Here is a 25,101-nt window from a genome sequence, read left to right on the forward strand (position 1 = left end):
CCCGTCGGCTTCTCCCCGCCGTCGCTCTCCGGCTTGCGCTGAGGGCTGATCAACGACTGCGGCGTGCCTGGCCGCGGGGCATGAATGCTCCGGTCGAGCCGGCGCATGACGGCGGTTGGACGGGGCATGCCGCCGTCGGTCGGGCTGGCGCCGCGCCGCGAAACAGGCGAGGGTGCTCCGAGCCAGGAACCCCATGACCACGCCCGAAACACCCACGCCCGAAACACCCACGCCCGCTCCCGTCCTTCCGCTCGCCGAGGCCGCGGCCCTGCTGCCGGAGCGCGGGGCGCTGATCGGGCTCGACCTGGGCACCAAGACCATCGGCGTCTCCTCCTGCGATCCCGACCGGCGCGTCGCCACCACGGTGGAGACGGTGAGGCGCACCAAGTTCACCGCCGACGCCCTGCGGCTGGTCGCGCTCGCCGACGAGCGGCGGGCGGTGGCGTTCGTGCTCGGCCTGCCGCTGAACATGGACGGCAGCGAGGGCCCGCGCGCCCAGGCGAGCCGCGCCTTCGCCCGCAACTTCGCACGGCTTTCCGGCCGACCGATCGCCCTGTGGGACGAGCGGCTCTCCACCGTCGCCGTCGAGCGCGCGCTGATCGCCGCCGACATGAGCCGGGCCAAGCGCGCGGCCGTGGTGGATCAGCATGCCGCCCTGTTCATCCTGGAAGGCGCGCTCGATTTTCTCGCCCGCGTGCGCGCGGCCAAGTTGCCGGACGAGTCGCCGCCGAACGAAGGGTGATCGCGGCGAGGCGCCCGATTCGGTCCTGCTTCGTGCCGCTGGTGTTCCGCAGCCGGCACGGCCGGCGTCCCGGAACGGGACACGGGTGCCCGCGCGCGGTGCGCAGCTGAACGAAGAGCGATCTTCAGGCGGTCCGTGATTCGCTCACGCTCCGTACCGCTCCCGTTCCGGCCGGCCGCGACCGTCGTGCCGAAACGGGACAAGGGGGTACGCGCGGCCGGCGCGGCCTAAAGAGGAAACAGGACGGTTTCCTTCCGTCGCCGCGGCCTCTATGACGGGGCGCTCCGGGAGCCTTCCGCGCCTCGGCCCTGCGTGCCTGCCATGTCCGTCATCCTCACCGCCCTCGTTCCGGTCTTCCTCATCATCGCCCTTGGCACCGTCCTGCGGCGCATCCTGCTCAAGGACCCGGCGCACTGGGCGGGGCTGGAGCGGCTGACCTATTTCGTTCTGTTCCCGGCGCTGCTGGTGGTCTCGGCGGTGAAGGCGGACCTTTCCAAGGTCAACGTGCTGGCGGTCACGGGCACGCTGCTCGGCGCGGTGCTGGTCCTCTCCATCACCCTGGTGGCGCTGAACCGGCCGATCATGGCCGCCTTCAAGCTCGACGGGCCGGCCTTCACCTCGCTCTATCAGGGCTCGTTCCGCTGGAACACCTACATCGCCCTGGCGGTGGCGGGCGGCCTCTACGGCGCCGAGGGCATCACCGTCGCCGCCGTGGCGCTGGTGGCGATGATCCCGTTCCTGAACGTGATCGCCGTGGTGGTGCTGGCCCATTTCGCCGGCCGCGAGCCGCCCACGGTGGCGGGCGTCCTGCGCCAGCTGGCGCAGAACCCCTATATCTCCGCCTGCCTCGTCGGCGCGTTCATCAACTACGCCGCCATTCCCATCCCGGCGGTGGTGCTGGAATTCGGCGACGTGCTCGGGCGCGCCTCGCTGGCGGTGGGATTGCTGGTGGTGGGCGGCGGCCTCTCCATCTCCCAGCTCGCCCGCCCGAAGGCTGCGGTCTATCTCGCCAGCGTGCTGAAGCTGCTGGTGAAGCCGGCCATCGCCATCGGCATCGGGCTGTGGGCGGGGCTGACGCCGATCGAGCTGGCGGTGGTCGTGGTGACCGCGTCCGTGCCGTCGGCGCCCGCCGGCTACGTGCTGGCGCGTCAGATGGGGGGCGATGCGGCGCTGCTGGCGGAGATGCTGACGGTGCAGATTCTCGCCGCCGCCGTCACCATGCCGCTCATGGTGGGGCTGGCGCAGTCGCTCTCGCACTGAGCGCCTGCGCTCTTCCTCAGCAGGGCGACCAGTAGCCGTAGCCGCGCGCGTCCGTCTGCACCCAGCACTGGCGCGGGGCGGGACCGGCCGCCGGCTCCAGATAGACCACGGGCGGCTCGCGGTAATAGACTGTGGGCGGCGGAGGCGGCGCCGCGACGGCTCCGGCGATGGCCGCGCCGCCGAGGAGGCCGAGCGCGATCCCCGCGCCCACCGCGGCGCCGTTGCTCGGTCCGCAATTCCAGCAACCGCCGTACCAACGGCCGCGATACCAGTAGCCGACCGGCGTCGCCCCGGCCTGTGCCGGCGCCAGGATTGCCGTGCCGGTACTCACGCCGGCAGAAAGCGCGGGCGTCGCCGCGCCGGCCAAGGCCGCTGCCGCGAGGCTGGCGGCGAGAACGCCGGTCTTCGACAGTTTCATCAGGTGCGCCATGGAGCATACTCCCAACACGACGGGTCCAGGACCTGCCCGGTGGTGTCGCGCCACCATGGCGGGGTTCAGCGGTCTTCCCTTCGAGTTTGGCGGCAAACCGTGAATCGCTTCTTGCGGGATCGTGGCGCATCCGAGGTTCTTCCGTGGTGGCAGCGCGTCCGCGGCGCTGGCGCAAAAGCCGCGCTTCGCCCCGTTGAAAAAACGTACATTCGTTTTATTCTTTGGCCGTGCCGTCGCGACGGCCGACGCGCGGTGTCCGGTTCCGGGTCAAGAGTGGATCGCGTCGCCTCTGCGTGCGCGCCATAAAGGGTGAGGGAGGAGAGACGAAAATGCTGCCCAACAGCCAGCCGATGTTCGATTTCAATCTCGGCGAGACCGCCGACATGCTGCGCGACACGGTGCGCGACTTCTCCCAGGCCGAGATCGCCCCGCGCGCGGCGGAGATCGACCGGACCAACGAATTCCCGCGCGACCTGTGGCCCAAGCTCGGCGCGCTCGGCCTGCTCGGCATCACGGTGGAGGAGGAGTTCGGCGGCTCCGGGCTCGGCTATCTGGAGCACGTGGTCGCCATGGAGGAGGTCTCCCGTGCCTCGGCGTCGGTGGGCCTGTCCTACGGCGCGCACTCGAACCTGTGCGTCAACCAGATCCGCCGCAACGGCTCGGACGCGCAGAAGAGGAAATACCTGCCGAAGCTGATTTCCGGCGAGCAGGTGGGCGCGCTCGCCATGTCCGAGCCGGGCGCCGGATCGGACGTGGTGTCCATGCGCACCCGGGCCGAGAAGAAGGGCGACCGCTACATCCTCAACGGCTCGAAGATGTGGATCACCAACGGCCCCTGTGCCGAAACGCTGGTGGTCTATGCCAAGACCAACCCCGCCGCCGGCCCGCGCGGGATGACCGCGTTCCTGATCGAGAAGGGCTTCAAGGGCTTCTCCACCGCCCAGAAGCTCGACAAGCTCGGCATGCGCGGCTCGGACACCGGCGAATTGGTGTTCGAGGATTGCGAGGTGCCGGAGGAGAACGTGCTCGGCGGCGAGGGCAGGGGCGTCAACATCCTCATGAGCGGCCTCGACTATGAGCGCGCGGTGCTCGCCGGAGGGTGCACCGGCATCATGCAGGCCTGCATGGACGTGGTGCTGCCGTACGTCCACGAGCGCAAGCAGTTCGGCCAGCCCATCGGCACCTTCCAGCTGATGCAGGGCAAGATCGCCGACATGTACGTGACCATGAACGCCACCAAGGCCTACGTCTATTCCGTGGCCCAGGCCTGCGACCGCGGCGCCACCACCCGCGAGGATGCCGCCGGCGCCATCCTCTATTCGGCGGAGAAGGCCACCTGGATGGCGCTGGAGGCGATCCAGACCCTGGGCGGCAACGGCTACATCAACGACTATCCCACGGGGCGCCTGCTGCGCGACGCCAAGCTCTACGAGATCGGCGCCGGCACCAGCGAGATCCGCCGCATGCTGATCGGCCGCCAGCTGTTCGAGAAGACCGCCTGAGGGCGCGCCCATGACATCGTGAGGACCGCGCCCCTTCGCAAATGCGAAGGGGCCGGCTAATGATGGCCGCCTTCCCAGGGCGCCGGACGCGCCGGAACATGGAGGCGCGCCCGATGGACTTCTTCGCGGTCTCGAAGATCTTCTGGTTCCTCGTGGCGCCGTCGAACCTGCTGGTCATCCTGGCCGCGGTGGCGCTGGTGCTGATCGCCTTCGGCGCCGCCCGGCTGTCGCGCATCCTGTTCGCGGTGAGCGTGCTCGGCCTCCTGGTGTTCGGCTTCTCGCCGGCGGGCAACTACATCTATTTCCCGCTGGAGGAGCGCTTCCCGCTGTTCAAGGACGACGGGCGTCCGGTGGACGGCGTCATCATGCTCGGCGGGGCGGAGGTGCCGGAGGTGGGCCTTGCGCGCGGCATTCCCGCGTTCGCCGACGCGGGCGAGCGCGCCATCGCCTTCGCCGACCTCGCCCGGCGCTATCCCCAGGCGCGGCTCGCCTTCGTCGGCGGCTCCGGCAAGCTCGGGGGCGAGGAGGGGGCGGAGGCGAAGATGATCCGCGCCAGCCTGCCCGACCTCGGCATCGAGGCCTCGCGCGTGACGTTCGAGGACAAGTCGCGCAACACCGAGGAGAATGCGCGCTTCGCCAAGGCGCTGCTTCAGCCGAAGCCGGGCGAGCGCTGGCTGCTGGTGACCAGCGCCGCGCACATGCCGCGCGCCATGGGCTGCTTCCGCCAGGCCGGCTTCTTTGTGACCGCCTACCCGGTGGATTTCCGCACCGCCGGCCCGGACGGGCTCTGGGGCAACTTCTCCCGCGCCGCCGTGGGGCTGGACTTCACCGACACCGGGTTGAAGGAATGGGTGGGACTGGTGGTATATTACCTGACCGGCAAGACCAACGCGCTGTTTCCAGCGCCCTGAGGCGGCTCAGTCGTCGTGCGGGAGGCCGAGGCGGAACACGCCGCGCAGCGTGTCCGGGTCCACCGGCTTGCCCTTGCGCAGGATCATCAGCCGTCCGGCGCGGGCGAGGCGCACCGCCACACGCCGGACCACTGGCAGCGCGCGCTGCCATTCGGAAGCCGGCATGAGGGCGCGGGCCGCCTCCTCCGGACCGATGGTCCTGCCAGGACCGGCCTTGGCCGCCAATTCCAGAATGGCCGCCTCCATCGCCGCCTCATCCGGCAGGCGTGCCGGCTTTTCGTCGCGCGCCGCCGTGGCGGGAGCCTGGGGTGCGCCGGTGTCTGAAGCTTCGGTCATGGGCAAGGATCGCTCGGGCGGGAAGGGGGCCCCGAGGGACCGGGACAGGGACGCATGGGTAGCCAATGCCAGGCACCCGGCCAAGAGGGTGCGAAAAAAGGGTGCGCAAAAGGGCGCGGCTTTCGCTGCGCCTTTCCTGGGCAATATCCCCCACTCTGATCCTGCCGGGAGCGCCGGGGATGGGACGGGATGGTGCGGTGCATCACGGCCGCGGCCCAGCATTCGACCAAGGTTTGACAGCAATGCCCGCGCGGCTCTTGCAGTGCGGTTAACAAAGCCCTAAAGGTCCCGTCCCCTGCGCCCCGAATCCACGGTTCGAGGCTGGGGCATCCAAAATGCGGGCCGACCGATCTCAATCATGAATCTTTCCCAAGAGCGCACCTGCTGGGGCGTTGCGCGCACGGCGCTCGCCCTGTTTCTCCTGTGCATCCTTCTGGTGTACCTGTTCGGCGGATTCGATCCGGCGGCGGTCCGGGCGAGCTGAAGGAGCGGCGCGCCGACCGCGCGCCGCCGCCCCTCCCGGTGACAAGGGGCAGGAGCCCGCAGCCCCGTTTCGGCGGCCAGACCCGTTTCCCAGACCCTTGCCGGTACTGGCGGCCTCGCGGCGCGAGCGCCGGTCCGCAGCCGAGCCGGACACTTCGGCTGCCGCCGCGCGTGCGGTTTCGGAATCGCCCGCGCGTGCAACCAAAGCGCGCCATTGCCTCTTGAGGCCACGCGAACCATGATCGCCGCCCGGACGTTGGTGGTGTTCAAGCGTCCGAGAGGTCGAACTGATGAATTGGATTGCCGACATCCTCGGTATCTTGACGCAGAGCGTCACCTTGCCGGGATGGGTCGTGGTCGCCGGCGCCGCGGTGGGAGCGTTCTTCGCCTTCCTGCTGCTGGCGCGCGCGGAGCCGATCGAGCGCCCGCTAACCTTGCTCGTGCTTGCCGGCATCCTGCTGGGGGGCATGGCGGTGGGGACAGCCATGTTCAGGGAGGTGCAGGCCAGCCACGTGGTCTCCGAGGCGCGTGCTCTCGAGGTGCGGGCGGCCGAGCTCGATGCCGCGGCGGCTGCCGCCAATCTCGGCTGCCTCAATGCCGACGAGGTGCTCACCGCATTTTGCGAGACGCTCCTGTTCGAGAACCCGGAGAACATCGCCGCCGCCCGCGCGCTCCTGCGGGCGCGCTTCGCGCTGGTGGAGGACGGGTTCGAGTTCGTGCGCCGGCGCAAGAGCCCGATTCTCCTGGAGCGAATCGCCGTCTGGAGGCGTCCCCTGGAGCGCGATCCCTACGGCCTCACCGCCGCCATGCTGCTGGACATGCGCAACTGCTCGACCACGTCCTGCCCGCAGGTGGCGTTTCTTGGCGACGTTCAGCAGGTGAACGCGAACATGGCGTCAGGGCGCTATGCGGCGATGGTCGCGAAGTATGCGCCCATGTGGGAGCGCAACGCGCGCAATCGCGGCACCCTCGCCGCGCCTAGCCGAACCGGACCCTTCGGCCTCACCGTGGTCGACCCCCGGTCCCACGGCAATGGGCCAGCCATGGGTGAAGGCGCATCGGCCAGCGAGCCGGCGCCGTCCGTGAACCTGCCCGTCGAGCCGAGGGAGCCGGTGCCGGCACAGCCGCCCCCCGCCACCGCCGCGCCGCTGCCGCCGCCGCGTCCGGCGATTTCCACCGCGCCAGCCGCTGCCCGGCCGCGACCCTCCGCCCAGGCGCCGCGCGCCGCGCCGGAAACGGCGCCGGAGCCCGCGCCGCCGGCGGCGCAATAGGAGCGCGTCGGAGAAAGCGGGCGCCGCGCTCGGGACGAGACCAAAGGGAACCCGGCCCCGGCCTTCCCAGCGGAACGGCAGCATCATTCGCCGCGCGAACTGCATCAGTTTGCGCGGATCGCGTTCTAAGAGGAGCCATCTAAGAGGAGCCATGGCGCTTCATCTTCTCAAGCTGTGCGTCGGCGCGGAGTCCATCGCGGACCTCTCGTCCTGGATCGCCGAGCGGCGCGCTGCCGCCGAGGCGGCCGGGCGGACCTACGAGCAGACCCACACCACCCGCATGGTGCCCACCCGAGCCGCGGAGCTGCTCGACGGCGGCTCGCTGTACTGGGTGATCAAGGGCCAGCTGAGCGCGCGCCAGAAGCTCCTGGACATCCGCCCGTTCGTGGACGGCGAGGGCATCCGCCGCTGCCATCTGGTGTTGGAGCCGGAGGTGGTGCCGGTGCTGCCGCGCCCTTCGCGCGCCTTCCAGGGCTGGCGCTACCTCGCCGTCAAGGACGCGCCGACGGACCTTGGCGGGGGAGACACCGGCGCCGATCTGCCGGAAGCCCTGCGGCGGGAGCTGAGCCAGCTCGGCCTGCTGTGACCGGCATCCGCCGCTGAGGGCGTGAGCGGCCCGGCCGCGAGGGTCGTCTGGCCAGCTCTCTTGCATCTCAAAATCGTCGCTGCATCGCAGCGCGGGGGCGGGCAGCGCCACCTCCGCCGGACCGATCCTGCGCCCGGGCGCGCGGCACGGTCGCCGCATGTCTCTCGCCAAGAGGTGCTTCAGTAAGGGGGCGGCGATACCTGCAAGGCCTTTGGCGACCAAGCGTTCGCTCCACAACCGATCCGCGCCGACAGCCGCATGATCCTGTGGCGACCGTCGGATCATGCGTCGCAGCGTGACGTGTTTGCGCCGCAATATACTCCCTATCTTGACTCTTTCGTTCGGATATCTGAAAAAAAGTTCATGATTGTGAAACAGGCAGAAAACATCCTCGCCATCCTGGAGCTGTTCGCAGCCGTGCGCCGGCCGCGCACGCTGTCGCAGATCAGCGAGACGCTGGGGCTGCCGAAATCCTCGACCTTCAACCTGCTGGAGACGCTGGAGGCGAAGGGGCTGATCCACGAGATGCGGGCCTGGGGCGGCTACTATCCGACCCGCCGCCTGCTGGTGATCGCCCAGGACATCGCCCGCAACGATCCGTTCGTGGATCGCATCCGTCCCGAGCTGGTCCGTCTTCAGGAGCAGACCGGCGAGACCGTGCTCCTCGGCCACCGGATGGATGCCGAGATCGTCTATCTCGAAGTGATCGAGAGCCAGCATCCGGTGCGCTACTTCGCTCAGGTGGGCGACCGCCGCCCCGTGCAGGCGACCTCCGTCGGCAAGGCGATCCTCAGCCTCTACACACCCGCCGAGCGCGGCCGCCTGTTCGAGACCATCGCCTTCACCAAGTTCCGCGACGCGACCTTGCCGGATGCCGCCGCGGTCGAGGCCGACATTCAGGGCTCCGCCACGCGCGGCTGGTACGAGAACCTGTCCGAATTCACGCCCGACGTGCTCGCGGTGGGCATGCCGCTGGTGCTCGACGGCGAGCGGCTCGGCGTCTCGGTGGCCGGTCCGAACTTTCGCCTGCTCGATCACCGGGCGGAGGCCGCCGCCCATCTCGCGGACGCGGTCCAGCGCATCCAGCAGCTCTTCGACAAGGGGGCCGACGCCCGATGATCCGACGCATCTCCCTCGCGCTTGCCCGCTACGAGACGGCGCTCCTCGCGCTCGGCGCCATCTGCCTGTTCGCGATGATGGTGATCGTCTTCGTCGACGTGGCCATGCGCTATCTCTTCAACAGCCCACTCGGCTTTTCCTACGACCTGATCTCGCTCTACCTCATGGTGGGCGTGTTCTTCTTCGCGCTTTCCGACACGCTGCGCCACGACGAGCACGTGCGCGTCGACATCCTCTATCTGCGCATGTCCGAGGGCCTGCGCCGGCTGTGCGACCGCATCTCCTACGGGCTGAGCGCGGTGCTGTTCGCGGTGATCCTGTGGACCGGCATCCTGCGCGCCATCGCCAGCACCCAGCAGGGCGAGGTGATGGCGACGCTGATCCCGTGGCCGATCTGGGTCGCCTACTGGATCGTGCCCATCGGCACCGCGCCCATCGTCCTCCTGTGCCTGCTGCGCTTCATCAACCCGCCCGGCAAGGCCCAGCACCCGGCCTGAGCGCCATCGGCTTCCGGCGCTCGACGCCCAACCAAACGAACCTGCCTTCCAGGGAGACGTCATGACGTCGTTAGCGATCATCGGCCTGCTGTTCGCGCTGCTCGCCATCGGCATGCCGGTGGGCTTCGCCATGGCGGTCGCAGGCGCGCTCGGCCTGCTCTTCACCGCCGGCACGGTGGCCACAATCGGCGTGCTGGAGACGACGCCGTTCTCGGTCACCAATTCCTACGAGCTCATCGCCATCCCCATGTTCATCCTGATGGCTGAGCTGGTGGTGGCGAGCGGCATCGCCGATGGGCTGTTCCATGCCATGGCGGTCTGGATCGGCCGGGTGAGAGGCGGCCTCGCTGTGGCGACCGCGCTCGCGGGCGCAGGCTTCGGCGCGATCTCGGGATCGAGCACCGCCTCCGCCGCGGCGCTCTCCGCCACCTCGATCCCCGCCATGACCCGCGCCGGCTACGAGCCGCGCTTCTCGTGCGGCGTGGTGGCGATCTCCGGCACGCTCGCCATGCTGATCCCGCCCTCCATCGCCCTGGTGCTCTACGGCATCATCGCCGAGGTCTCGATCGCGGACCTGCTGATCGGCGGGGTGATCCCCGGCATCCTCGTGACCTTCGCGATTATCGCCACGGTCTACGCGCTGATCTGGCACGATCCGTCCATCGCCCCCGCGGGCCGTTCCTATTCCTGGTCGGAGAAGCTGGTCGCGCTGAAGCAGGTCGGCCCCATGCTGCTCCTGCTGTTCCTGGTCACGGGTGTGATCTATGTGGGCATCGCCACGCCCACCGAGGCGGCGGCGCTCGGTGCGTTCGGCGCGCTGGTGCTCACCGCGGCGGTCGGCAAGCTGACCTACCCGACGCTGCGCCACGTGCTGGCGCGTTCGGCCCGCGCCACCTGCATGATCCTGATGATCGTCATCGGCGCGCACATCTTCGGCTTCTTCCTGACGCTGACCCAGGTCACGCAGATGACCGTGGCCTTCATCACCAGCCTCGACGTGTCGCCCTATGTGGTGATGGCGATGATCGTGTTCGTCTACATCATCCTCGGCTGCTTCATGGACCAGCTGGCGATCCTGATCCTCACCGTGCCGATCGTGGTGCCGGCGATCAAGGCGCTGGGCTTCGACCCGGTGTGGTTCGGCGTGATCGTGGTGGTCACCGCCGAGGTCGGCATGGTGACGCCGCCGCTCGGGCTCAACGTGTTCGTCGTTTCCCGCTACAGCGGCCGGCCGCTGGAGGAGATCTTCGCCGGCATCGCGCCGCACGTGATCGCCCACCTTCTCGTCATCGCCGCGCTCATCGCCTGGCCCGGGCTCGTGCTCTGGCTGCCCAGCACCATGAACTAGAAGCTCCTGGAGGAAGCCATGTCGGATACCCCCCGCAATTACCTGGTGCGCGAAAAGGATGTGCGCACCTATTCGCCGGCCAATCATTCCGGAACCGTCAACCGTCGCCTCATCAGCCGCGAGACGGTGGGTGCCGGCCAGCTCGAGATCGTGCTCGGCACCATCGACCAGGGGCAGGGCGCCCATCCGCACCACCACGATGGCATCGAGCAGGCCTGCTACATCCTGTCCGGCACCGCGCGCGCCGAAATCGACGGCCAGGTGCTGGAGATGGGACCCGGGGATACCTGCTTCTTTCCCGCCGGCATGGAGCACGTGTTCGTCGCCACCAGCGAGGAGCCGGTGCGCGTGCTCGTGATCTACGCCCCGCCCTACGCCGAGAAGGTCTGACCAACGACCCCACCCCACTCCAAGGAGGATCATCCCATGTCGACCCTTACCCAACGCCTCGGCCTTCTCGCCGGCGCCGCCGCTCTCTTCGCGACGCTGCCCGCCGCGGCCGCCGACGTGACGCTGAAGCTCGCCGACTCGCTGCCGGCCAGCCACTCCATCACCAAGAACGCCACCCATTTCTTCTTCGATCGCGTGAAGGAATTCTCGGGCGGCAAGGTGGAATTCCAGCACTTCCCGGCCGAGCAGCTCGGCAAGGCGAAGGACCTGCTCTCCGTGACCCAGACCGGGCTCGCCGACATCGGCTACATCGTCCCGAGCTATGCCTCGGAGAAGATGCCGCTCGGCGCGGTGGCCGAGCTGCCCGGTGGCTTCAGCTCGTCCTGCGAGGGCGCGAAGGCGTTCTGGAGTCTCGCCAAGCCCGGCGGCCTGCTCGATACCCTGGAATTCAAGCCCAACGGCGTGCGGGTGCTCTATGTGGTGGCGCTCTCGCCCTATCAGGCGATCTTCTCCGAGAAGGCCGGCTTCAAGAGCTTCGACGATTTCAAGGGCCGCAAGATCCGCTCCAATCCGGGCCCGATGGAGCTCGGCCTGCGCAATCTCGGCGCGGTGCCCATCCGCATGACGCCGCCGGAAATCTTCGACGCCATGACCAAGGGCACCATCGACGGCGCGCTGCTGCCCTTCACCTCCACGTTCTCCTACAGCCTCGACAAGGTGGTGAAGTCGGCCACCATCGGCCAGAACTTCGGCACCGTCGGCATCACCTACTCGATCAACCTCAACAAGTGGAACGCGCTGCCCAAGGACGTGCAGGACGCGCTCACCAAAGCGGGCGACGAGACGGTCGGCCACGCCTGCGCCAAGTTCGACACCGAGGAGGGCGAGCTTGCCAAGAAATTGCAGGGCGACGGCGTGCTGATGGTCAAGTTCACGCCCGAGCAGGAGAAGATCCTGGCCAAGAATTTCGACGAGGTCTCCAAGGACTGGGCCGCCAACCTGCAGAAGCGCGGCAAGCCGGCCGACAAGGTGCTCGAGGCGTTCCGCGCCGCCATCGCCGCGCAGCGCTGAGCCGTCCGCCGGGGCGGGGGCCGCAAGACCCGCCCCGGCATGTCTCCCGGAGCCGGCCGCCGCGCCGGACCAGCACCACGCACGCCCAGGAGCAGACCCATGGCGGGCCTCTATTTCGAAGACTTCGTCGAGGGCCGGGTGTTCGCGCACGCGATCACGCGCACCATCACCGAATCCGACAACATGATGTTCAGCTGCCTGACCATGAACCCGCAGCCGCTGCACATCGACCGGCACTTCGCCGCCAAGACCGAGTTCGGACAGCCGCTGGTGAACAGCCTCTTCACGCTGGGCGTGATGATCGGCATCACGGTCGCCGACACCACGCTCGGCACCACCATCGCCAATCTCGGCATGAGCGACGTGCGCTTCCCCAAGCCCGTGTTCCAGGGCGACTCGATCCGCGTCGAGACCACCGTCGTGTCGACCCGCGCCAGCCGCTCGCGCCCCGATGCCGGGCTGGTGGAGTTCGAGCACAAGGCGTTCAACCAGGACGGCGTCGAGGTGGCGGTGTGCCGCCGCCAGGCGTTCATGCGCCGCCGCCCGTCCGGTGAGAGCCATGTCGCCTGAGCGCGCCGCGCGGGCCGAGCCGCGCTCCTATCTCTTCGTTCCCGGCGATGCCCCGGAGAAGATGTCGAAGGCCGCCGCCGGCGCCGCCGATGCGCTCATCCTCGACCTTGAGGATTCGGTCGCGCCGGAGCGCAAGGACGCCGCCGTCGGCACGGTGCGCGACTTCCTCGCCGGCCGTGGCGAGGGTGGCGGGCCGCTTCTCTTCGTTCGCCTCAACGGCACCGAGCCCGCGCGCGCCCTTGCCGAGGTGGCGGCGCTGCCGCTGGCGCCGCTCGCCGGCATTGTCTGGCCGAAGCTGTCCGCCATCGGCCAGCTTGCGCCTGTCGCCAGCGCGCTCGACGCGCTGGAGGTGCGGGACGGGCTCGCCCCTGGCCATGTGGGCATCGTCGGCATCGTCACGGAGAACGCCGCCGCGCTGCTCAACGGCGCCGACCTCGGCAGGGGCCACCCGCGCCTTTCCGGCTATACCTGGGGCATGGAGGATCTGTCCGCCGATCTCGGCCGCGCGCCGCTGCCGGGCCGCACCGACGCGCAGAAGGTGCTGGCGACCCACGCGCAGCTGTTCTGCCTCCTCACCGCCACCGCCGCCGGCATCACCCCCATCGACGCGGTGGACGCGAACTTCCGCGACCTGCCGGCGCTGGAGGCGGACACGCGCCGCGCCGCCGAGCTCGGCTTCCGCTCCCGCATGGCGATCCATCCGGCGCAGATCGCGCCGATCCATGACGGCCTTGCCCCGGATGCGGCGACGCTCGACTGGGCGCGCCGGGTGCTGGCGCTGGCGGCGGAAAATCCCGGCGCCTCCGCCTTCAAGCTCGACGGGCGCATGGTGGACCGGCCCCACATCAAGACCGCACAGGCCATCCTTTCTCGGATCAAGGCGCAATGACCCCTCTGCTTACCGGCGTCCGCGTCGTCGACATCACCTCCATCGTGCTCGGGCCGTTCGCAGGACAGGTGCTCGCCGACCTCGGCGCCGACGTCATCAAGGTGGAGCCGCTGGAAGGCGAGCTTGCCCGCGCGGTCTATCCGGTATCGCCGGACGGCATGGGCGCCATGTTCGCCAACAACAACCGCAATAAGAAGACGCTGGCGCTCAACCTGAAGTCCGAGGCCGGCAAGGAGGTGCTGCGCAAGCTGGTCGCCTCCGCCAACGTGCTGCTGCACAACATGCGTGTCGATGCCATCACCCGCCTCGGCTTCGGCTTCGAGGCGGTGAAGGCGATCAATCCGCGCATCATCTACTGCTCGGCCATCGGCTTCGGCCAGGACGGGCCCTATCGCGACCGGCCGGCTTATGACGACGTGATCCAGGCTGCGAGCGGGCTTGCCATGCTGCCGGCCCATGTGGGCGGCACGCCGGCCTATGTGCCGAGCGTGGTCGCCGACAAGGTGGCCTCCCTCTATGCGGTCTATGGCGTCTTGGCGGCGGTGGCCGCCCAGGCGCGCGGGCTGATCGAGGCGGTGGACGTGGAGGTGCCCATGTTCGAGAGCCTGGTCGGCTTCCTGCTCAACGAGCACCTCGCCGCCGCCACCTTCTCGGCCGAGCCGAAGGGCGCGGGCTATCACCGCCTGTTCTCGCCCGACCGCAAGCCCTACCGCACCAAGGACGGCTGGGTGGCGGCGCTGCCTTATACCGGCGACCAGTGGCGCCGGCTGCTGGCCGAGATCGGCCGCGACGACGTCGCCGCCGAGCCGTGGTTCCAGAATGCCGGCGAGCGCAGCCGCCGCGTGAGCGAGCTTTACGCGGTGCTCGGCGCCGCGGTGGCCGAGCGCAGCACCGCCGACTGGCTGGAGACCTTCGCGCGGCTCGACGTTCCCTTCTCCAAGGTCAACGACCTCGACGATCTGCTCGCCGACCCGCATTTGAACGCGGTCGGCTTCTTCGAGCCCGGGGCGCTGGCCGAGGCGGGCATCGCCCGCACGCTGCGCCAGCCGGTGGTGTTCCGGGGCGCGCCGAGCGCGCCGGACCAGCCGGCTGCGCGCGTTGGTGCCGATACCGACGCGGTGCTCGCCGGTCTCGGCTACTCCAAGGACGACATCGCGGCCCTGGCGGCGTCGGGCGCCGTGGGCCGGGCAGGGGAGGGCGACGATGAGTGATGGCGCGGACGCGGGCTGGCCCAAGATCGGCACCGGCTTCCATTTCGAGGACCTGTCGCTGGGCATGCGGTTCCGCACCGCCGGGCGCACCATCCTGGAGGCGGACCTGGCCGCCTTCTGTAACCTCACCTGGCTCACCGAGGAGCTGTTCACCAACGCCGCCCACCGGGAGGGGATGACGCTGCCCGCAGCCGTGGTGCCGGGCTCGCTGGTCTATTCCTTCGCCGAGGGGCTGATGCTGCCGATGATGCAGGACACCGGCCTCGCCTTCCTGGAAGCGGACGTGAAGGTGAAGGGGCCGACCGTGGTGGGCGATACCATCACGGTATTCTGCGAGGTGGTGGAGGCGCGCCTCACCTCGCGCGGCGACCGGGGCCTGTTGCGGACGTTCAACACGGTGCGCCGCGCCGACGGCAAGGAGGTGCTGACTTACAATCCCCTGCGCATGATCAAGGTGCGGGGCGCCTGATCCCGGCGGCACTCCCCAGAGGTCCAGTCTCCCGCCGTTCCACGGCTAGGCCATAAGGCCTTGCCGGCTCAAGCGTTTGCGCCCGCCGGGTGCGGCGCCACGCTTCTGCCACCTTTCAGCCCCCTTGTGCGGCCCGCGCGCGCCTGCCGTTTCGGCAGGGGCGGGTGGGAAGGGCGTCGCCTGGCGGGGTGGGCGCCCCCTCCCGCCGGGCGCCGGGCGAGCCGGCGCGCGGCATGTCATCCTTTGGGAGATCGAGATGACCTTGCGCACCCCGTCCGCCGCGCTCTGCGCGGCCAGCCTTCTCGTGGCCGTCCCGGCCTTCGCCCAGCAGCCGAGCCAGGCCCTCAAGGAAATCCCGGCCGACAAGGCGAGGCTCGCCGGCACCATGACGGTGGACTACAATTCGCGCCTCGCGCGGCCCTCCACCGGCACCGACATCTATGAGATCGGCGATCTCGCCGTCGCCGACCTGATGATACTCAAGGGTCAGGTCCAGCGCACGCCGGGCAAGAGCCTCACCTATTCGGTGAAGTTCGACGTGGTGAACCCCTCGAACCCGAGCCAGATCGCACGCGAGGTCGCGATCCTGCGCGGCGACCTGCCGATCGACAACAATGGCCGCTACACGCCGGATGCCGGGCGCCTGCGGCTCGACATCGTCAAGGGCAACCAGACCACCTCGGCCGTCGGCGGCGCGATCCAGGGCCGCAACGTCACCCGCTGGTGGGAAGTGGGCGAGCAGTTCCGCAAGGCGCAGAAGGAGGCCGACAAGGTCTATTCCCGCTACGTGGACGGCAAGGTCGTCTCGATCCAGGTGAAGAATCCCGACCCGCTGCGCTTCGAGCGCGCGCAGCTGCCGTCCGGTCCGTTCTCGTTCCTGCCCGAGGTGCGGGTCTCCGGCAATCTCGACTACGACTACGAGCTCGGCAACTGGCTGACCGACCAGAACGGGGTTACCTTCACCTACACCGTGGCGGACCGCTCCATCACCGACCGCGTCGGCGGCTCGATCCGCTACGTGGAGGAAGAGGGCAGCTTCACCGACAAGGCCGGCAAGAAGAAGCCCTATACCGGCTATTACGAGTACAATCTGCGCTGGAACGAGCAGGCGGTGCAGAACGACCAGAGCTTCTTCGACGCCTCCGCCGCGCAGGCGCAGGCCGATGCGTTCTTCTCCAACGCCGACCAGACCAAGCCGGGCCTCTACGGGCGCGTCTACTACAATGACAGCGAGGACGGCTGCAAAAGGGTGAAGGGCGAGGACGGCAAGTTCTCGTGCGTCGGCCCGACCCGCTCGGAGATCACCTACGACCTGAAGGCCGAGAAGCTCACCTATGCCCAGCTCTCCAACTGGGTGAAGCTGGAGCTGCTCATCCTCGGTCCGCTCACCGACGAGTGAGCATGGGCGCAGCGGCGTCCTTCGACCCACCCCGTATGTGCCCGAATCCCCCTCCCCCTTGTGGGGAGGGGACAGGGGTGGGGGGTGTCCCAACGATGGCGAAGAGGGGGGCAGGACCGGCGGCACATGGCGTGCCGGTGCCCATTCAAAGGCGGCGCGACCCCCGTCCCCTTCGCCCCTCCCCACAAGGGGGAGGGGAGCCGCGCCCGAATCGGCAAGCCCTGCGGCGCGCAGGGGGCGGGGCGATTGCGCGCGGCTCAGTCCAGCACCGCGGCCTTCAGCAGGCAGACCATCACCGCATGGGCGGGCGCGCCCGAGCGGTTGCGGATGACGTGGCGGCGGTCGCAGCGATAGCGCAGCGTCTCGCCTTCCTTCACCGTCTCCACCTCGCCGGCCACCTCCACCTCCAGCGTGCCCGAGAGCACGGAGAGGCATTCCACGGAGCCGCGCTGGTGGCCTTCTGAATCGAGCTCGCCGCCGGGCTCGGCGCGGAAGTCGTAATATTGCAGCCACTCCACGGTCTTGATCCAGCCGATGATGGACAGGCGGCACAGCCCGTCCTCGGAGACCAGGATCGGCGTGTCGGCGCGCGAGAGCTTCTCCAGGAACGGGGCGTCGTCGGAGGAGGCCAGCACCCGCTCCACCGACATGTCGAGCGCCTGGGACAGGCGCCAGACCGTGGCGAGCGTCGGGTTGGTCTCGTTGCGCTCGATCTGGCTGATGATGGACTTCGCGACCCCGGACTGCTCGGCGAGATCGGAGAGCGAGAGGTTGTAGGCCTTGCGCAGGCGCTGGATGGTCTTGCCCAGCTGCCCGGTCAGGGCCTGCGCGCCCGTCTCCAGAGCCGTGCCGCCGCGCTCCTTGCCCGCCATGAAACCTCATCCTTTCCTACGAACGAACGTTCGTTGGGGCGGACGATAGCGCCGAAATCCCGCGCGGCAAGACTTTCCCGGACAATTCGCGGCTGCCGCGGCCGCCTCAGCTTCGCCAGAGGGCCCAGAAATGGTGCACCGGCCCATGGCCGTGCCCCACCGCGAGCGTGTCGGCGGCGGCGATCGCGCCGGTGATGTAGGCCTTGGCCTCCCGCACCGCGGAGGCGAGGTCCTCACCCTTCGCGAGGCCGGCGGCGACGGCCGAGGAGAGGGTGCAGCCGGTGCCGTGGGTGTTGCGGGTGGCATGGCGCGGCGCGACGAGGCGGGTGGCGCCGGCCGGCTCCACCAGGAGGTCGACGCTCTCGGGCCCGGAGCCGTGGCCACCCTTCATGAGCACCGCCCCGGCGCCGAGCGCCAGCAGCGCCTCGCCCTGGCGCAGCATCTCGCCCTCGTCCTCAGCCACCGGGCGGCCGAGCAGCACCGCCGCCTCGGGCAGGTTCGGGGTGAGGAGGTCGCAGCGCGGAATCAGCACCTCCTTAAGGGTCTCGACCGCCGCGTCGGCGAGCAGCTTGGCGCCGGAGGCGGCGACCATCACCGGGTCCAGCACCACCGGCCGCGCCTGATGGCGCGCCAGCGCGTCGGCGACCGCGCGGATGGCGCCGGGGCGCGAGAGCATGCCGATCTTCACCGCCCTCACGTCGAGATCGGTGAACACCGCGTCCGCCTGCGCGGCGATGAAGTCGTCGGGCACGTCGTGGATGGCGGTGACGCCGCGCGTGTTCTGGGCGGTGAGGGCGGTGATGACGCTGGCGCCGTAGACGCCGAGCGCGGAGAACGTCTTCAGGTCCGCCTGGATGCCCGCGCCGCCGCTCGAATCGGAGCCGGCCATGGTGATGGCGATGGGCGGCGCGGTCTCGGGGCGGGCAGGCGTGGCGGGCATGGCGTTCCTCCGCGGCGGCTTCGTCGCTGTGCTCATCGGCAGGGCTTAGCCCGCCGGCGGGTCGGATTGAAGGGGAGGGCGGGCCCGACGGTGGCGGCCTTGCCAGCGCGGCGCGAATTGTCCAACGTGGCGCCGCCCACGCTCAGGGAGTGCGCCGTGATCCCGTTCTTCGTTCAGATCAAGTGCCAGCTCGGCAAGTCCTACGACGTGGCCACCGCCCTCGCCAATGCCGAGATCGCCTCGGAAATCTACTCCACCGCCGGCGACTTCGACCTCATGGTGAAGTTCTACGTGGAGCCGGGCACCGACATCGGCCACTTCGTGAACGAGAAGGTTCAGACCGTCCCCGGCATCCAGGACACCCGCACCATCCTCACCTTCAAGGCGTTCTGAGGCGCCTCAGGTCTCCTCGCGCTGGCGCTCGGCCATCTCCTGGGCAAGGCACCGCACCTCCTTCATGTAAGGCGGGCGCGGGATCGAGGTGTGCGCGGCCCTCAGCGCCGCCGACCAGCGCTCGCGCAGATCGTGGAAATAGGGCTCGCCGGGCTCGATCCGGTACTTCAGCTCGGAATGCAGCTTGTCCGGGCACACCACCAGCACGTCGATGGGCAGGCCGACGCCGAGGTTCGAGCGCATGGTGGAATCCATGGAGATCAGGCTGGTCTTGAGCGCGTCGGCGATCTCCATGTCGAAGCTCACGGCGCGGTCCAGCACCGGCTTGCCGTACTTGTGCTCGCCGATCTGGAGGAAGGGCGTGTCCGGCGTGCACTCGATGAAGTTGCCGGCATTGTAGATCATGAACAGGCGCAGCGGCCCGCCGGCGATCTGCCCGCCCAGGAGGAACGAGACGTCGAAGTTCACCGAGCTCTGCTCCATGACGTCGCCGTTGACCCGGTGCACCTGGCGGATGGCGGTGCCCACGAGCTGGGCGGCCTGGAACATGGTGCGCGCGTCGCGCAGCTGGTGGCGCTCGCCGGCCTCGTGGTCCTCGACCCCCTCGTGGAGCAGGCTGATGACCGACTGCGACACCGACAGGTTGCCGGCGCAGGCGATGGCGAGCACGTGGTGGCCCGGCTCCTCGAAGATGTGGAGCTTGCGGAAGGTGGAGATGTTGTCGAGCCCGGCATTGGTCCTGGTGTCGGCGATCATCACGAGGCCGTCCCGCACCAAAACGCCGCAACAATAGGTCATCGCCTTCCCCCTGGAGCCTCGAAATACCGGCGCCGTGCCGGCGTTCCGCCCCGCTCCCTCTCCGGTCGGCGCGAACTATAGCGAGGGGTACCGCGCCGCCGCAATGCGCGCGCGTGGCAAGGCTGCTATTCGCACTCCTGCACCGCCGGGCCGCGGCGGAACGGGCCGAGGTCTGTCAGGATGGCGGCGTCCTCGGCCACCGCCGTCCGCTCCTGCTCCAGGAACTGCGCCACCGCGCGCCTCAGGCCGGGATGGGCGATCAGGTGGGCGGAAAACGTGGTGGCGGGCAGATAGCCGCGCGCCAGCTTGTGCTCGCCCTGCGCCCCCGCCTCGACCCTGGCGAGGCCCCTGGCGATCGCGAAGTCGATGGCCTGGTGGTAGCAGACCTCGAAGTGCAGGAACGGGTGCTCCTCGATGGCGCCCCAGTAGCGGCCATAGAGCGCGTCCGGGCCGATGAAGTTGAGCGCCCCGGCGATGTAGCGCCCGGCCCGCTTCGCCATCACCAGCAGCACCGCGTCCGCCATGCGCGCGCCGACGAGGGAGAAGAAGCGGCGGTTGAGATAGGGCCGGCCCCATTTGCGCGCGCCGGTGTCCTGGTAGAAGGCGAAGAAGGCGTCCCACGCTGCTTGCGTGATGTCGGCGCCGGTGAGCCATTCGATGGTGATGCCGCCCTCCAGCGCTTCGCGCCGCTCCTTCCTCAGCGTCTTGCGCTTGCGCGAGGCGAGCGCGGCGAGGAAGTCGTCGTAGCTGCCATAGCCCTGGTTCAGCCACTGGAACTGGCGGTCGGTGCGCTGGAGGAAGCCCTGTCGCGCCAGCTCCTCCCACTCGCCCTCGGTGGCGAAGGTGACATGGGCGGAGGACGCCTCGCGCAGGCGCATGAGCTCGGCGATGCCGGCGGCGAGCGCGGCGCGGGAGCCTTCATCGCCCGGATCGCGCGTCAGCAGGCGCCGGCCGGTGACGGGCGTGAACGGCACCGCCAGCTGGAGCTTCGGGTAATAGTCGCCGCCTGCGCGCTCGAAGGCATCGGCCCAGCCGTGGTCGAAGACATATTCCCCTTGGGAATGCGACTTCAGATAGCAGGGCGCCACGGCGGCGATGCCGTCCGCGCCGTCGACCACCAGGTGCTGCGGCATCCAGCCGGTGCGCGCGCTGGCGCAGCCGGCCTCCTCCAGTGCCGAAAGGAAGGCGTGGGACAGGAACGGCTCGGGTCGCGCCGCACCGCCGGCGGCGCAGGCATCCCAATCCTCGGGCGCGATCTGCGACAGGGCAGTGAGAACGCGGATGGAAGCTTCGGGCATGTCCTAAACGTGGGCCAGCCGGCGCCGGCAGGGGAGCGCGACGGTGCGTCGCAGCATGGCCCATTTCCGCCGATCAGGGAACGAAGCCCTCGAAGATCATCTGGTCCGCGCGCTGTCCGGCCTGGGCGCGGTCCTGCGGCGTGCGCACGGTCCAGGCGAGCAGCGGCAGGCCAAGGCTGCGTGCAAGGCGCGGCGCCGGGGCGTCGAGGTCGGCGACGCGGTAGGCGACGAACTGGAAACGCGAGCGCGGCCAGTGCAGCAGGTGGCCGAGGCAGAAGCGCCTGCGGGCGGAGAGGGCGGACCAATCGCGGTGGTCGTAACGGCGCTCGGCGACAACGCCGCGTGGCACCGATGGCGCCACCCGCCGCACGGTCTCGATCAGCTCCGGGTCGAACGACATCAGCGCCGCCGGCCCGTCATAGGCGGCAATCACGCGCGCGGCGCGCGCGGCGAGGCGGGTATCGCCGGAAAAGTCGCTCTTGATCTCGATCAGGAGCGGCGCCCGTCTCGCGACCCGCTCCAGCAGGTCGCCAAGGCGCATCATGCGGTCGCCCGTGCCCTTGAAGGGCACCTCGCGCAGCGCCGCAGCCGTGAGTGCGCGGACCGGGCCTGCCCGCTCGGTCAACCGGTCGAGGGTGAAATCGTGGAACACCATGGCCTCGCCGTCGGCGCTCGCCTGGAGGTCCACCTCGATGGCGAATCGACCGGCCAGCGCCGCGTCGACGGCCGAAGGGCTGTTCTCGATGACGCCGCGCGCGGCGTCGTGCAGCCCGCGATGGGCCACGGGACGCGCCGTCAGGAAGCCAAGATCGGCCATGTCCGGCGCGCCCCTGTCAGGTCGGTTCTCAGGCGATTTCCACCACCGCCTCGACTTCCACCGCGGCGTCGAACGGCAGGGCCGCGATGCCGACCGCCGAGCGGGCGTGGCGGCCCTTGTCGCCCAGCACCTCGACCAGCAGGTCGGAGCAGCCGTTCACCACCTTGGGCTGGTCGGTGAATTCGGGCGCCGAGTTCACGAACGCCACCAGCTTCACCACCCGCACGACCTTCTCCAGGTCGCCGATATTGGCCTTCACCTGGGCCAGGATGTTGATGGCGCACAGCCGCGCCGCCGCCTGGCCGGCCTCGATGGAGACCCCGCCGCCGAGCTTGCCGGTGGTGATCTTGCCGGCGCCGTCGATGGAGACCTGGCCCGAGACGAACAGCAGGTTGCCGGTGCGCACCACGGGCACATAATTGGCGAGCGGCGGCGTCGGGGTCGGCAGGGTGATGCCGAGGCTCGCGAGCTTCTGTTCGATCGTGGTGGTCATTGGCCGCTCCTGCCACAAGGTTTGCGCAATTGGGCCTTCCTCTTGGCCGAAGCGCCGCCGCGGCGCAAGCCGTCCCGCGCGGGGGCGGGCGGCGCGGGGCGGGGAGACAAGACATGCCGGTTCCCTCACGCATCATCGCCTCCGGCCTCGCCGGCCTCGGCACCCTGGCGCTCGCCTGCGCCCCGGCGCTCGCGGCGGTGCCGCTGATGGCCCACAAGGCGACCTACCGCCTGGTGCTCGACGGCTCCAAGCCCACCGGGCAGCTGGAGGACATGCGCGGCGAGATCGAGTACGAGATCACCGGCGACGCCTGCGCGGGCTTCACCACGCTCACCCGCCAGACCAGCAAGAGCACCACCGGGGATGGCGAAAATCTCAGCCAGGAGGTGACCTCCAAGGCCTGGGAGGACGGGGAGGGCAAGTCCTACCGCTTCAACTCCACCACCCGCTCCGCCGGCGACGGCACCAGGGAGGTCGAGGCCGACGTGACCCGCGACGGGCCGGACGCGCTGAAGGTGCAGGTGACGAAGCCGAAGCCGGCCACCCTCTCCATCCCCGGCAAGGTGCTGATGCCGACCGAGCACGTGGCGAAGGTGATCGCCGCCGGGGCCGCCGGGGAGCGGGTCCTCCAGGCCAAGGTCTATGACGGGTCGAGCGACCCCGCGCGCATCTACGACACGCTGACCGTGATCGGCCGCCCCACCACCAACGCCGAGCGCGCGCCCGCGGTGGCGCGCGACGCGCTCGGCGCCAGCACCTATTTCCCGGTCACGGTGAGCTATTACGAGCCCGGGTCGAGCGGCGGCTCTCCGGAATATGTGATGACCTTCTCGCTCTACGACAACGGCGTGGTGGGCGACATGAAGATCGACTACGGCAAGTTCGCCCTCATCGGCACCATGGCGGAGTTCAAGGCGCTGAAGCCCACCGAGGGCTGCGCCAGGTGATGCCGGGGACCACGGCGGATCGGGTCGTCCATGTCACCGTGCGCGGGCGGGTCCAGGGCGTCGGCTATCGTGCCTGGTGCGCCCACGAGGCGGGGGGGCGCGGGCTTCTGGGCTGGGTGCGCAACCGCAGCAGCGGCGCGGTGGAGGCCGTCATCTGCGGCCCGCCGGAGGCGGTCGCGGCGATGGTCGAGGCCTGCCGCGCCGGCCCGCCGGGTGCCAGGGTCGATGACCTGCTGCTGCATGAGGTCGGCGAATCTGCCCTTGCGGCAGGCGGGCGCGCGGGATTCGCCGTCCTCCCGACCCTCTGACCCTACCGGTGGCGGAGCAGCCGGCACAGGTCTATAGAGGCGCCGACCAAGACCTGACGAGACCCCCGTGACCCATATCGAGCATCTCGATCCGCGCCATCTGGATGCGCCCGCGGGCGCGGAGCCTGCGACCGCGGTGCCGTGGTGGGCCCGCCCGCGGGGTGTCGTTACCATCGTGCTCGTCTGGGCGCTGGTGCACGTGCTCATCGCCACCCTTCTGGAAGTGGCGGTCAATGCGGACGACGCCATCGAGAGCTACATGGTCCAGTCCCTGGAGCTTTCCTACGTTCCGCGCAATCCGCCGTTTTTCGACTGGCTTCTGTGGGGCCTCCAGCAGATCGTCGGCACCGGCCTGCTGTCGTTTGCCCTGCTGCGCTATGCGCTCCTGGCGGGCTGCGCGCTGCTGGTCTGGCGGATCGCCCGGCAGATGATCGCCGACCCGCGCCTTCAAGCGCTCGCGGTTTATTCGCTCACCGCGATCTGGGTGATCGGCTATCACAGCCACCGCATCCTCACCCATTCCAACGTGATGATCGTCGGCATCGCCGGCACCTTCCTCACGCTGACCGCCATCACCCGCCGGCCCAGCGCGGCGCTCTATGCCGGGCTCGGGGGCTGGATCGCGCTGGGCATCCTCGGCAAGTTCGGCTTCGTCGCCTTTCTCGCCGCCCTGGTGCTTGCGAGCCTGCTGGAGCCCACCTACCGGCGGGCGCTGCTCGACCGCCGCATGCTGGTGACTGTGCTGACGGCGGCCGTCCCGCTCGGCATCTATGCCGCCGCGCTCTATATCGGCCGCCAGAGCGTGGTCGCGGCCGCGGCCCAGACCATCGGCGCCACCAATGCCGGCTGGGACGACGTGTTGAACGCGTTCGTCTCGTCGCTGGCCGGCTACGCGCTGCCGTTCCTGGCGCTCGTGGCGGTGGTGTTCCTGCCCTACAATCGCGGCGAGGGCGCGCGGCCGAGCGACGAGGAGCATGGCCCGCCGCGCCGGGTCCTGCGCACCGTGATGGCCGTCGGCGTCGTGGCGACGCTCGTCTTCACCCTCGCGGCTGGAACCGAGAGCCTGCGCGACCGCTATTTCCACGTCTTCCTGCTGCTGCTGCCGGTCTATGTGTTCGCGGAGCTGGAGCGGCTCGGCGGCTGGCGCGACCGGCTCGCCATCTATCTCGGCCTGCTGCTGGCCATGAACGTCGCCATCGCCGGCGTGCGCGCGGCGGTGCCGTTGTGGCCCGACCCGCGCCTGTGCGGGCGCTGCATGGCCGCCGAGCCGATCTACAAGATCCAGACCGCGGTCCAGGCCCGGCTGGGCGACAGCCCGACGCTGGTGGCGGACGACCGCACTTCGGCGGGGCGCCTGCGCGCCGCGCTGCCGGGCGCGCGGGTGGTGATCGTCAATGAGTACCAGTACCGTCCGCCGCCGCGGCCCGCCACCGGCTGCGCCCGCGTGACGGGCATCGTCAACGGTCTGCCGGTCCTGCTCCCGCCGCCGAAGGCGAACACCGTCGAGATTTCGCTGAAGTGGTGGTCGCCGCTGATGGAGCCGCACCGGTGGAGCGATCTCCAGCTGACGCCGCTTCGCGACGATGACCCGCTGTGCCGGTGAGCCGCGCGCGTCCTCTCCGGTGCCCGCCCGCTCGCTTGCTTGCGCCGGGAGGGACCGCTACCTCTAGTCGGGCGGCCGCCGACGGTCGGCGCGATGCGCGCTGGTGCACGAGGTATGGCAGCCGGGAGGCTGCGGCGTCGAACGGTTC

General features: G+C 69.7%; 29 protein-coding genes. 21 read left to right on the top strand and 8 right to left on the bottom strand.

Translation table 11 applies throughout. The annotated features are described in order from the left end of the window. The first annotated feature begins 193 nt into the window (after positions 1-193). Both ruvX and V5F67_RS12075 read left to right on the top strand, forming a co-directional pair. Positions 194-742 (top strand): Holliday junction resolvase RuvX, encoded by a 549-nt coding sequence (gene ruvX / locus V5F67_RS12070; RefSeq protein ID WP_394017619.1) that lies wholly within the window; start codon positions 194-196, stop codon positions 740-742. A gap of 321 nt (positions 743-1,063) precedes the next feature. After that, positions 1,064-2,002, top strand: coding sequence for an AEC family transporter (locus V5F67_RS12075; RefSeq protein ID WP_394017618.1), 939 nt, complete (start codon positions 1,064-1,066; stop codon positions 2,000-2,002). A 16-nt stretch (positions 2,003-2,018) separates the two neighbouring features. Here the strand turns inward: V5F67_RS12075 and V5F67_RS12080 are convergent, their stop codons facing one another. Then, positions 2,019-2,420 carry a hypothetical protein gene (locus V5F67_RS12080; protein ID WP_394017617.1) on the bottom strand — a complete coding sequence of 134 codons (402 nt, stop codon included), beginning with the start codon at positions 2,418-2,420 and terminating at the stop codon, positions 2,019-2,021. 341 nt (positions 2,421-2,761) lie between these two features. Between V5F67_RS12080 and V5F67_RS12085 the strand changes: the two genes are divergently transcribed. Then, positions 2,762-3,934, top strand: a complete 1,173-nt coding sequence (locus tag V5F67_RS12085) for an isovaleryl-CoA dehydrogenase (protein WP_394017616.1) — start codon at positions 2,762-2,764, stop codon at positions 3,932-3,934. Between the two features lie 113 nt (positions 3,935-4,047). Beyond that, positions 4,048-4,845, top strand: coding sequence for a YdcF family protein (locus tag V5F67_RS12090; protein ID WP_394017615.1), 798 nt, complete (start codon positions 4,048-4,050; stop codon positions 4,843-4,845). A 6-nt stretch (positions 4,846-4,851) separates the two neighbouring features. Here V5F67_RS12090 and V5F67_RS12095 read toward each other — a convergent pair whose 3' ends face one another. Continuing rightward, positions 4,852-5,181: a DUF3253 domain-containing protein gene (locus V5F67_RS12095; RefSeq protein ID WP_394017614.1), complete on the bottom strand. Its 330-nt coding sequence runs from the start codon at positions 5,179-5,181 to the stop codon at positions 4,852-4,854. A 358-nt stretch (positions 5,182-5,539) separates the two neighbouring features. Between V5F67_RS12095 and V5F67_RS12100 the strand changes: the two genes are divergently transcribed. From V5F67_RS12100 to V5F67_RS12160, 13 genes are all read left to right on the top strand, one after another. Continuing rightward, the gene (locus V5F67_RS12100; protein ID WP_394017613.1) at positions 5,540-5,665 is read left to right on the top strand and encodes a hypothetical protein; all 126 of its coding nucleotides are present in this window, start codon (positions 5,540-5,542) and stop codon (positions 5,663-5,665) included. 289 nt (positions 5,666-5,954) lie between these two features. Then, positions 5,955-6,935, top strand: a complete 981-nt coding sequence (locus V5F67_RS12105; protein ID WP_394017612.1) for a hypothetical protein — start codon at positions 5,955-5,957, stop codon at positions 6,933-6,935. Positions 6,936-7,086: 151 nt separating this feature from the next. Beyond that, positions 7,087-7,521 (top strand): DUF1489 family protein, encoded by a 435-nt coding sequence (locus tag V5F67_RS12110; protein ID WP_394017611.1) that lies wholly within the window; start codon positions 7,087-7,089, stop codon positions 7,519-7,521. A 363-nt stretch (positions 7,522-7,884) separates the two neighbouring features. Beyond that, positions 7,885-8,640 carry an IclR family transcriptional regulator gene (locus V5F67_RS12115; protein ID WP_394017610.1) on the top strand — a complete coding sequence of 252 codons (756 nt, stop codon included), beginning with the start codon at positions 7,885-7,887 and terminating at the stop codon, positions 8,638-8,640. Further along, positions 8,637-9,137 (top strand): TRAP transporter small permease, encoded by a 501-nt coding sequence (locus V5F67_RS12120; RefSeq protein ID WP_394017609.1) that lies wholly within the window; start codon positions 8,637-8,639, stop codon positions 9,135-9,137. The genes V5F67_RS12115 and V5F67_RS12120 overlap by 4 nt, the downstream gene beginning before the upstream one ends. A gap of 61 nt (positions 9,138-9,198) precedes the next feature. Beyond that, complete coding sequence (locus V5F67_RS12125; protein WP_394017608.1) at positions 9,199-10,485, top strand: TRAP transporter large permease; 1,287 nt, start codon at positions 9,199-9,201, stop codon at positions 10,483-10,485. A gap of 18 nt (positions 10,486-10,503) precedes the next feature. Then, entirely contained in the window at positions 10,504-10,875 is a 372-nt protein-coding gene (locus V5F67_RS12130) for a cupin domain-containing protein (protein WP_394017607.1), read from the top strand. 36 nt (positions 10,876-10,911) lie between these two features. Beyond that, positions 10,912-11,946: a TRAP transporter substrate-binding protein gene (locus V5F67_RS12135; protein ID WP_394017606.1), complete on the top strand. Its 1,035-nt coding sequence runs from the start codon at positions 10,912-10,914 to the stop codon at positions 11,944-11,946. Between the two features lie 99 nt (positions 11,947-12,045). Further along, a complete protein-coding gene (locus V5F67_RS12140; RefSeq protein WP_394017605.1) occupies positions 12,046-12,516 on the top strand; it encodes a MaoC family dehydratase in 471 nt (156 codons plus the stop codon). Further along, a complete protein-coding gene (locus tag V5F67_RS12145) occupies positions 12,506-13,405 on the top strand; it encodes an HpcH/HpaI aldolase/citrate lyase family protein (RefSeq protein ID WP_394017604.1) in 900 nt (299 codons plus the stop codon). The genes V5F67_RS12140 and V5F67_RS12145 overlap by 11 nt, the downstream gene beginning before the upstream one ends. Continuing rightward, positions 13,402-14,616 carry a CaiB/BaiF CoA transferase family protein gene (locus V5F67_RS12150; protein ID WP_394017603.1) on the top strand — a complete coding sequence of 405 codons (1,215 nt, stop codon included), beginning with the start codon at positions 13,402-13,404 and terminating at the stop codon, positions 14,614-14,616. The genes V5F67_RS12145 and V5F67_RS12150 overlap by 4 nt, the downstream gene beginning before the upstream one ends. Next, the gene (locus V5F67_RS12155; RefSeq protein ID WP_394017602.1) at positions 14,609-15,085 is read left to right on the top strand and encodes a MaoC family dehydratase; all 477 of its coding nucleotides are present in this window, start codon (positions 14,609-14,611) and stop codon (positions 15,083-15,085) included. The genes V5F67_RS12150 and V5F67_RS12155 overlap by 8 nt, the downstream gene beginning before the upstream one ends. A gap of 256 nt (positions 15,086-15,341) precedes the next feature. Then, positions 15,342-16,484, top strand: a complete 1,143-nt coding sequence (locus V5F67_RS12160) for a hypothetical protein (RefSeq protein ID WP_394017601.1) — start codon at positions 15,342-15,344, stop codon at positions 16,482-16,484. A 257-nt stretch (positions 16,485-16,741) separates the two neighbouring features. Here V5F67_RS12160 and V5F67_RS12165 read toward each other — a convergent pair whose 3' ends face one another. Together V5F67_RS12165 and thiD are read right to left on the bottom strand one after the other, a co-directional pair. Continuing rightward, entirely contained in the window at positions 16,742-17,356 is a 615-nt protein-coding gene (locus V5F67_RS12165; RefSeq protein WP_394017600.1) for a helix-turn-helix domain-containing protein, read from the bottom strand. Positions 17,357-17,462: 106 nt separating this feature from the next. Beyond that, the gene (thiD, locus tag V5F67_RS12170) at positions 17,463-18,296 is read right to left on the bottom strand and encodes a bifunctional hydroxymethylpyrimidine kinase/phosphomethylpyrimidine kinase (protein WP_394017599.1); all 834 of its coding nucleotides are present in this window, start codon (positions 18,294-18,296) and stop codon (positions 17,463-17,465) included. Positions 18,297-18,452: 156 nt separating this feature from the next. On the opposite strand from thiD, the gene V5F67_RS12175 reads away from it, so the two are divergent. Beyond that, positions 18,453-18,689, top strand: coding sequence for an Lrp/AsnC ligand binding domain-containing protein (locus tag V5F67_RS12175; protein ID WP_394017820.1), 237 nt, complete (start codon positions 18,453-18,455; stop codon positions 18,687-18,689). A gap of 6 nt (positions 18,690-18,695) precedes the next feature. On the opposite strand, the gene V5F67_RS12180 is transcribed toward V5F67_RS12175, so the two are convergent. The 4 genes from V5F67_RS12180 to V5F67_RS12195 form a co-directional block, all read right to left on the bottom strand. Beyond that, positions 18,696-19,487, bottom strand: a complete 792-nt coding sequence (locus tag V5F67_RS12180; RefSeq protein WP_394017598.1) for a proteasome-type protease — start codon at positions 19,485-19,487, stop codon at positions 18,696-18,698. Between the two features lie 125 nt (positions 19,488-19,612). Continuing rightward, positions 19,613-20,785 (bottom strand): GNAT family N-acetyltransferase, encoded by a 1,173-nt coding sequence (locus V5F67_RS12185; RefSeq protein WP_394017597.1) that lies wholly within the window; start codon positions 20,783-20,785, stop codon positions 19,613-19,615. Between the two features lie 73 nt (positions 20,786-20,858). After that, positions 20,859-21,602, bottom strand: coding sequence for a glycerophosphodiester phosphodiesterase family protein (locus V5F67_RS12190; RefSeq protein WP_394017596.1), 744 nt, complete (start codon positions 21,600-21,602; stop codon positions 20,859-20,861). A gap of 28 nt (positions 21,603-21,630) precedes the next feature. Beyond that, positions 21,631-22,095 carry a RidA family protein gene (locus tag V5F67_RS12195; protein WP_394017595.1) on the bottom strand — a complete coding sequence of 155 codons (465 nt, stop codon included), beginning with the start codon at positions 22,093-22,095 and terminating at the stop codon, positions 21,631-21,633. Positions 22,096-22,208: 113 nt separating this feature from the next. Here V5F67_RS12195 and V5F67_RS12200 point away from each other — a divergent pair, with 113 nt between their 5' ends. From V5F67_RS12200 to V5F67_RS12210, 3 genes are all read left to right on the top strand, one after another. Then, positions 22,209-23,042, top strand: coding sequence for a cell envelope integrity EipB family protein (locus V5F67_RS12200; RefSeq protein ID WP_394017594.1), 834 nt, complete (start codon positions 22,209-22,211; stop codon positions 23,040-23,042). Next, positions 23,042-23,350, top strand: a complete 309-nt coding sequence (locus V5F67_RS12205) for an acylphosphatase (RefSeq protein ID WP_394017593.1) — start codon at positions 23,042-23,044, stop codon at positions 23,348-23,350. The genes V5F67_RS12200 and V5F67_RS12205 overlap by 1 nt, the downstream gene beginning before the upstream one ends. A gap of 67 nt (positions 23,351-23,417) precedes the next feature. Beyond that, a complete protein-coding gene (locus V5F67_RS12210; RefSeq protein ID WP_394017592.1) occupies positions 23,418-24,953 on the top strand; it encodes a glycosyltransferase family 39 protein in 1,536 nt (511 codons plus the stop codon). Positions 24,954-25,101 lie beyond the last annotated feature (148 nt).

The sequence above is a fragment of the Xanthobacter pseudotagetidis genome (genome assembly GCF_043194795.2).
Classification (GTDB): domain Bacteria; phylum Pseudomonadota; class Alphaproteobacteria; order Rhizobiales; family Xanthobacteraceae; genus Xanthobacter; species Xanthobacter tagetidis_A.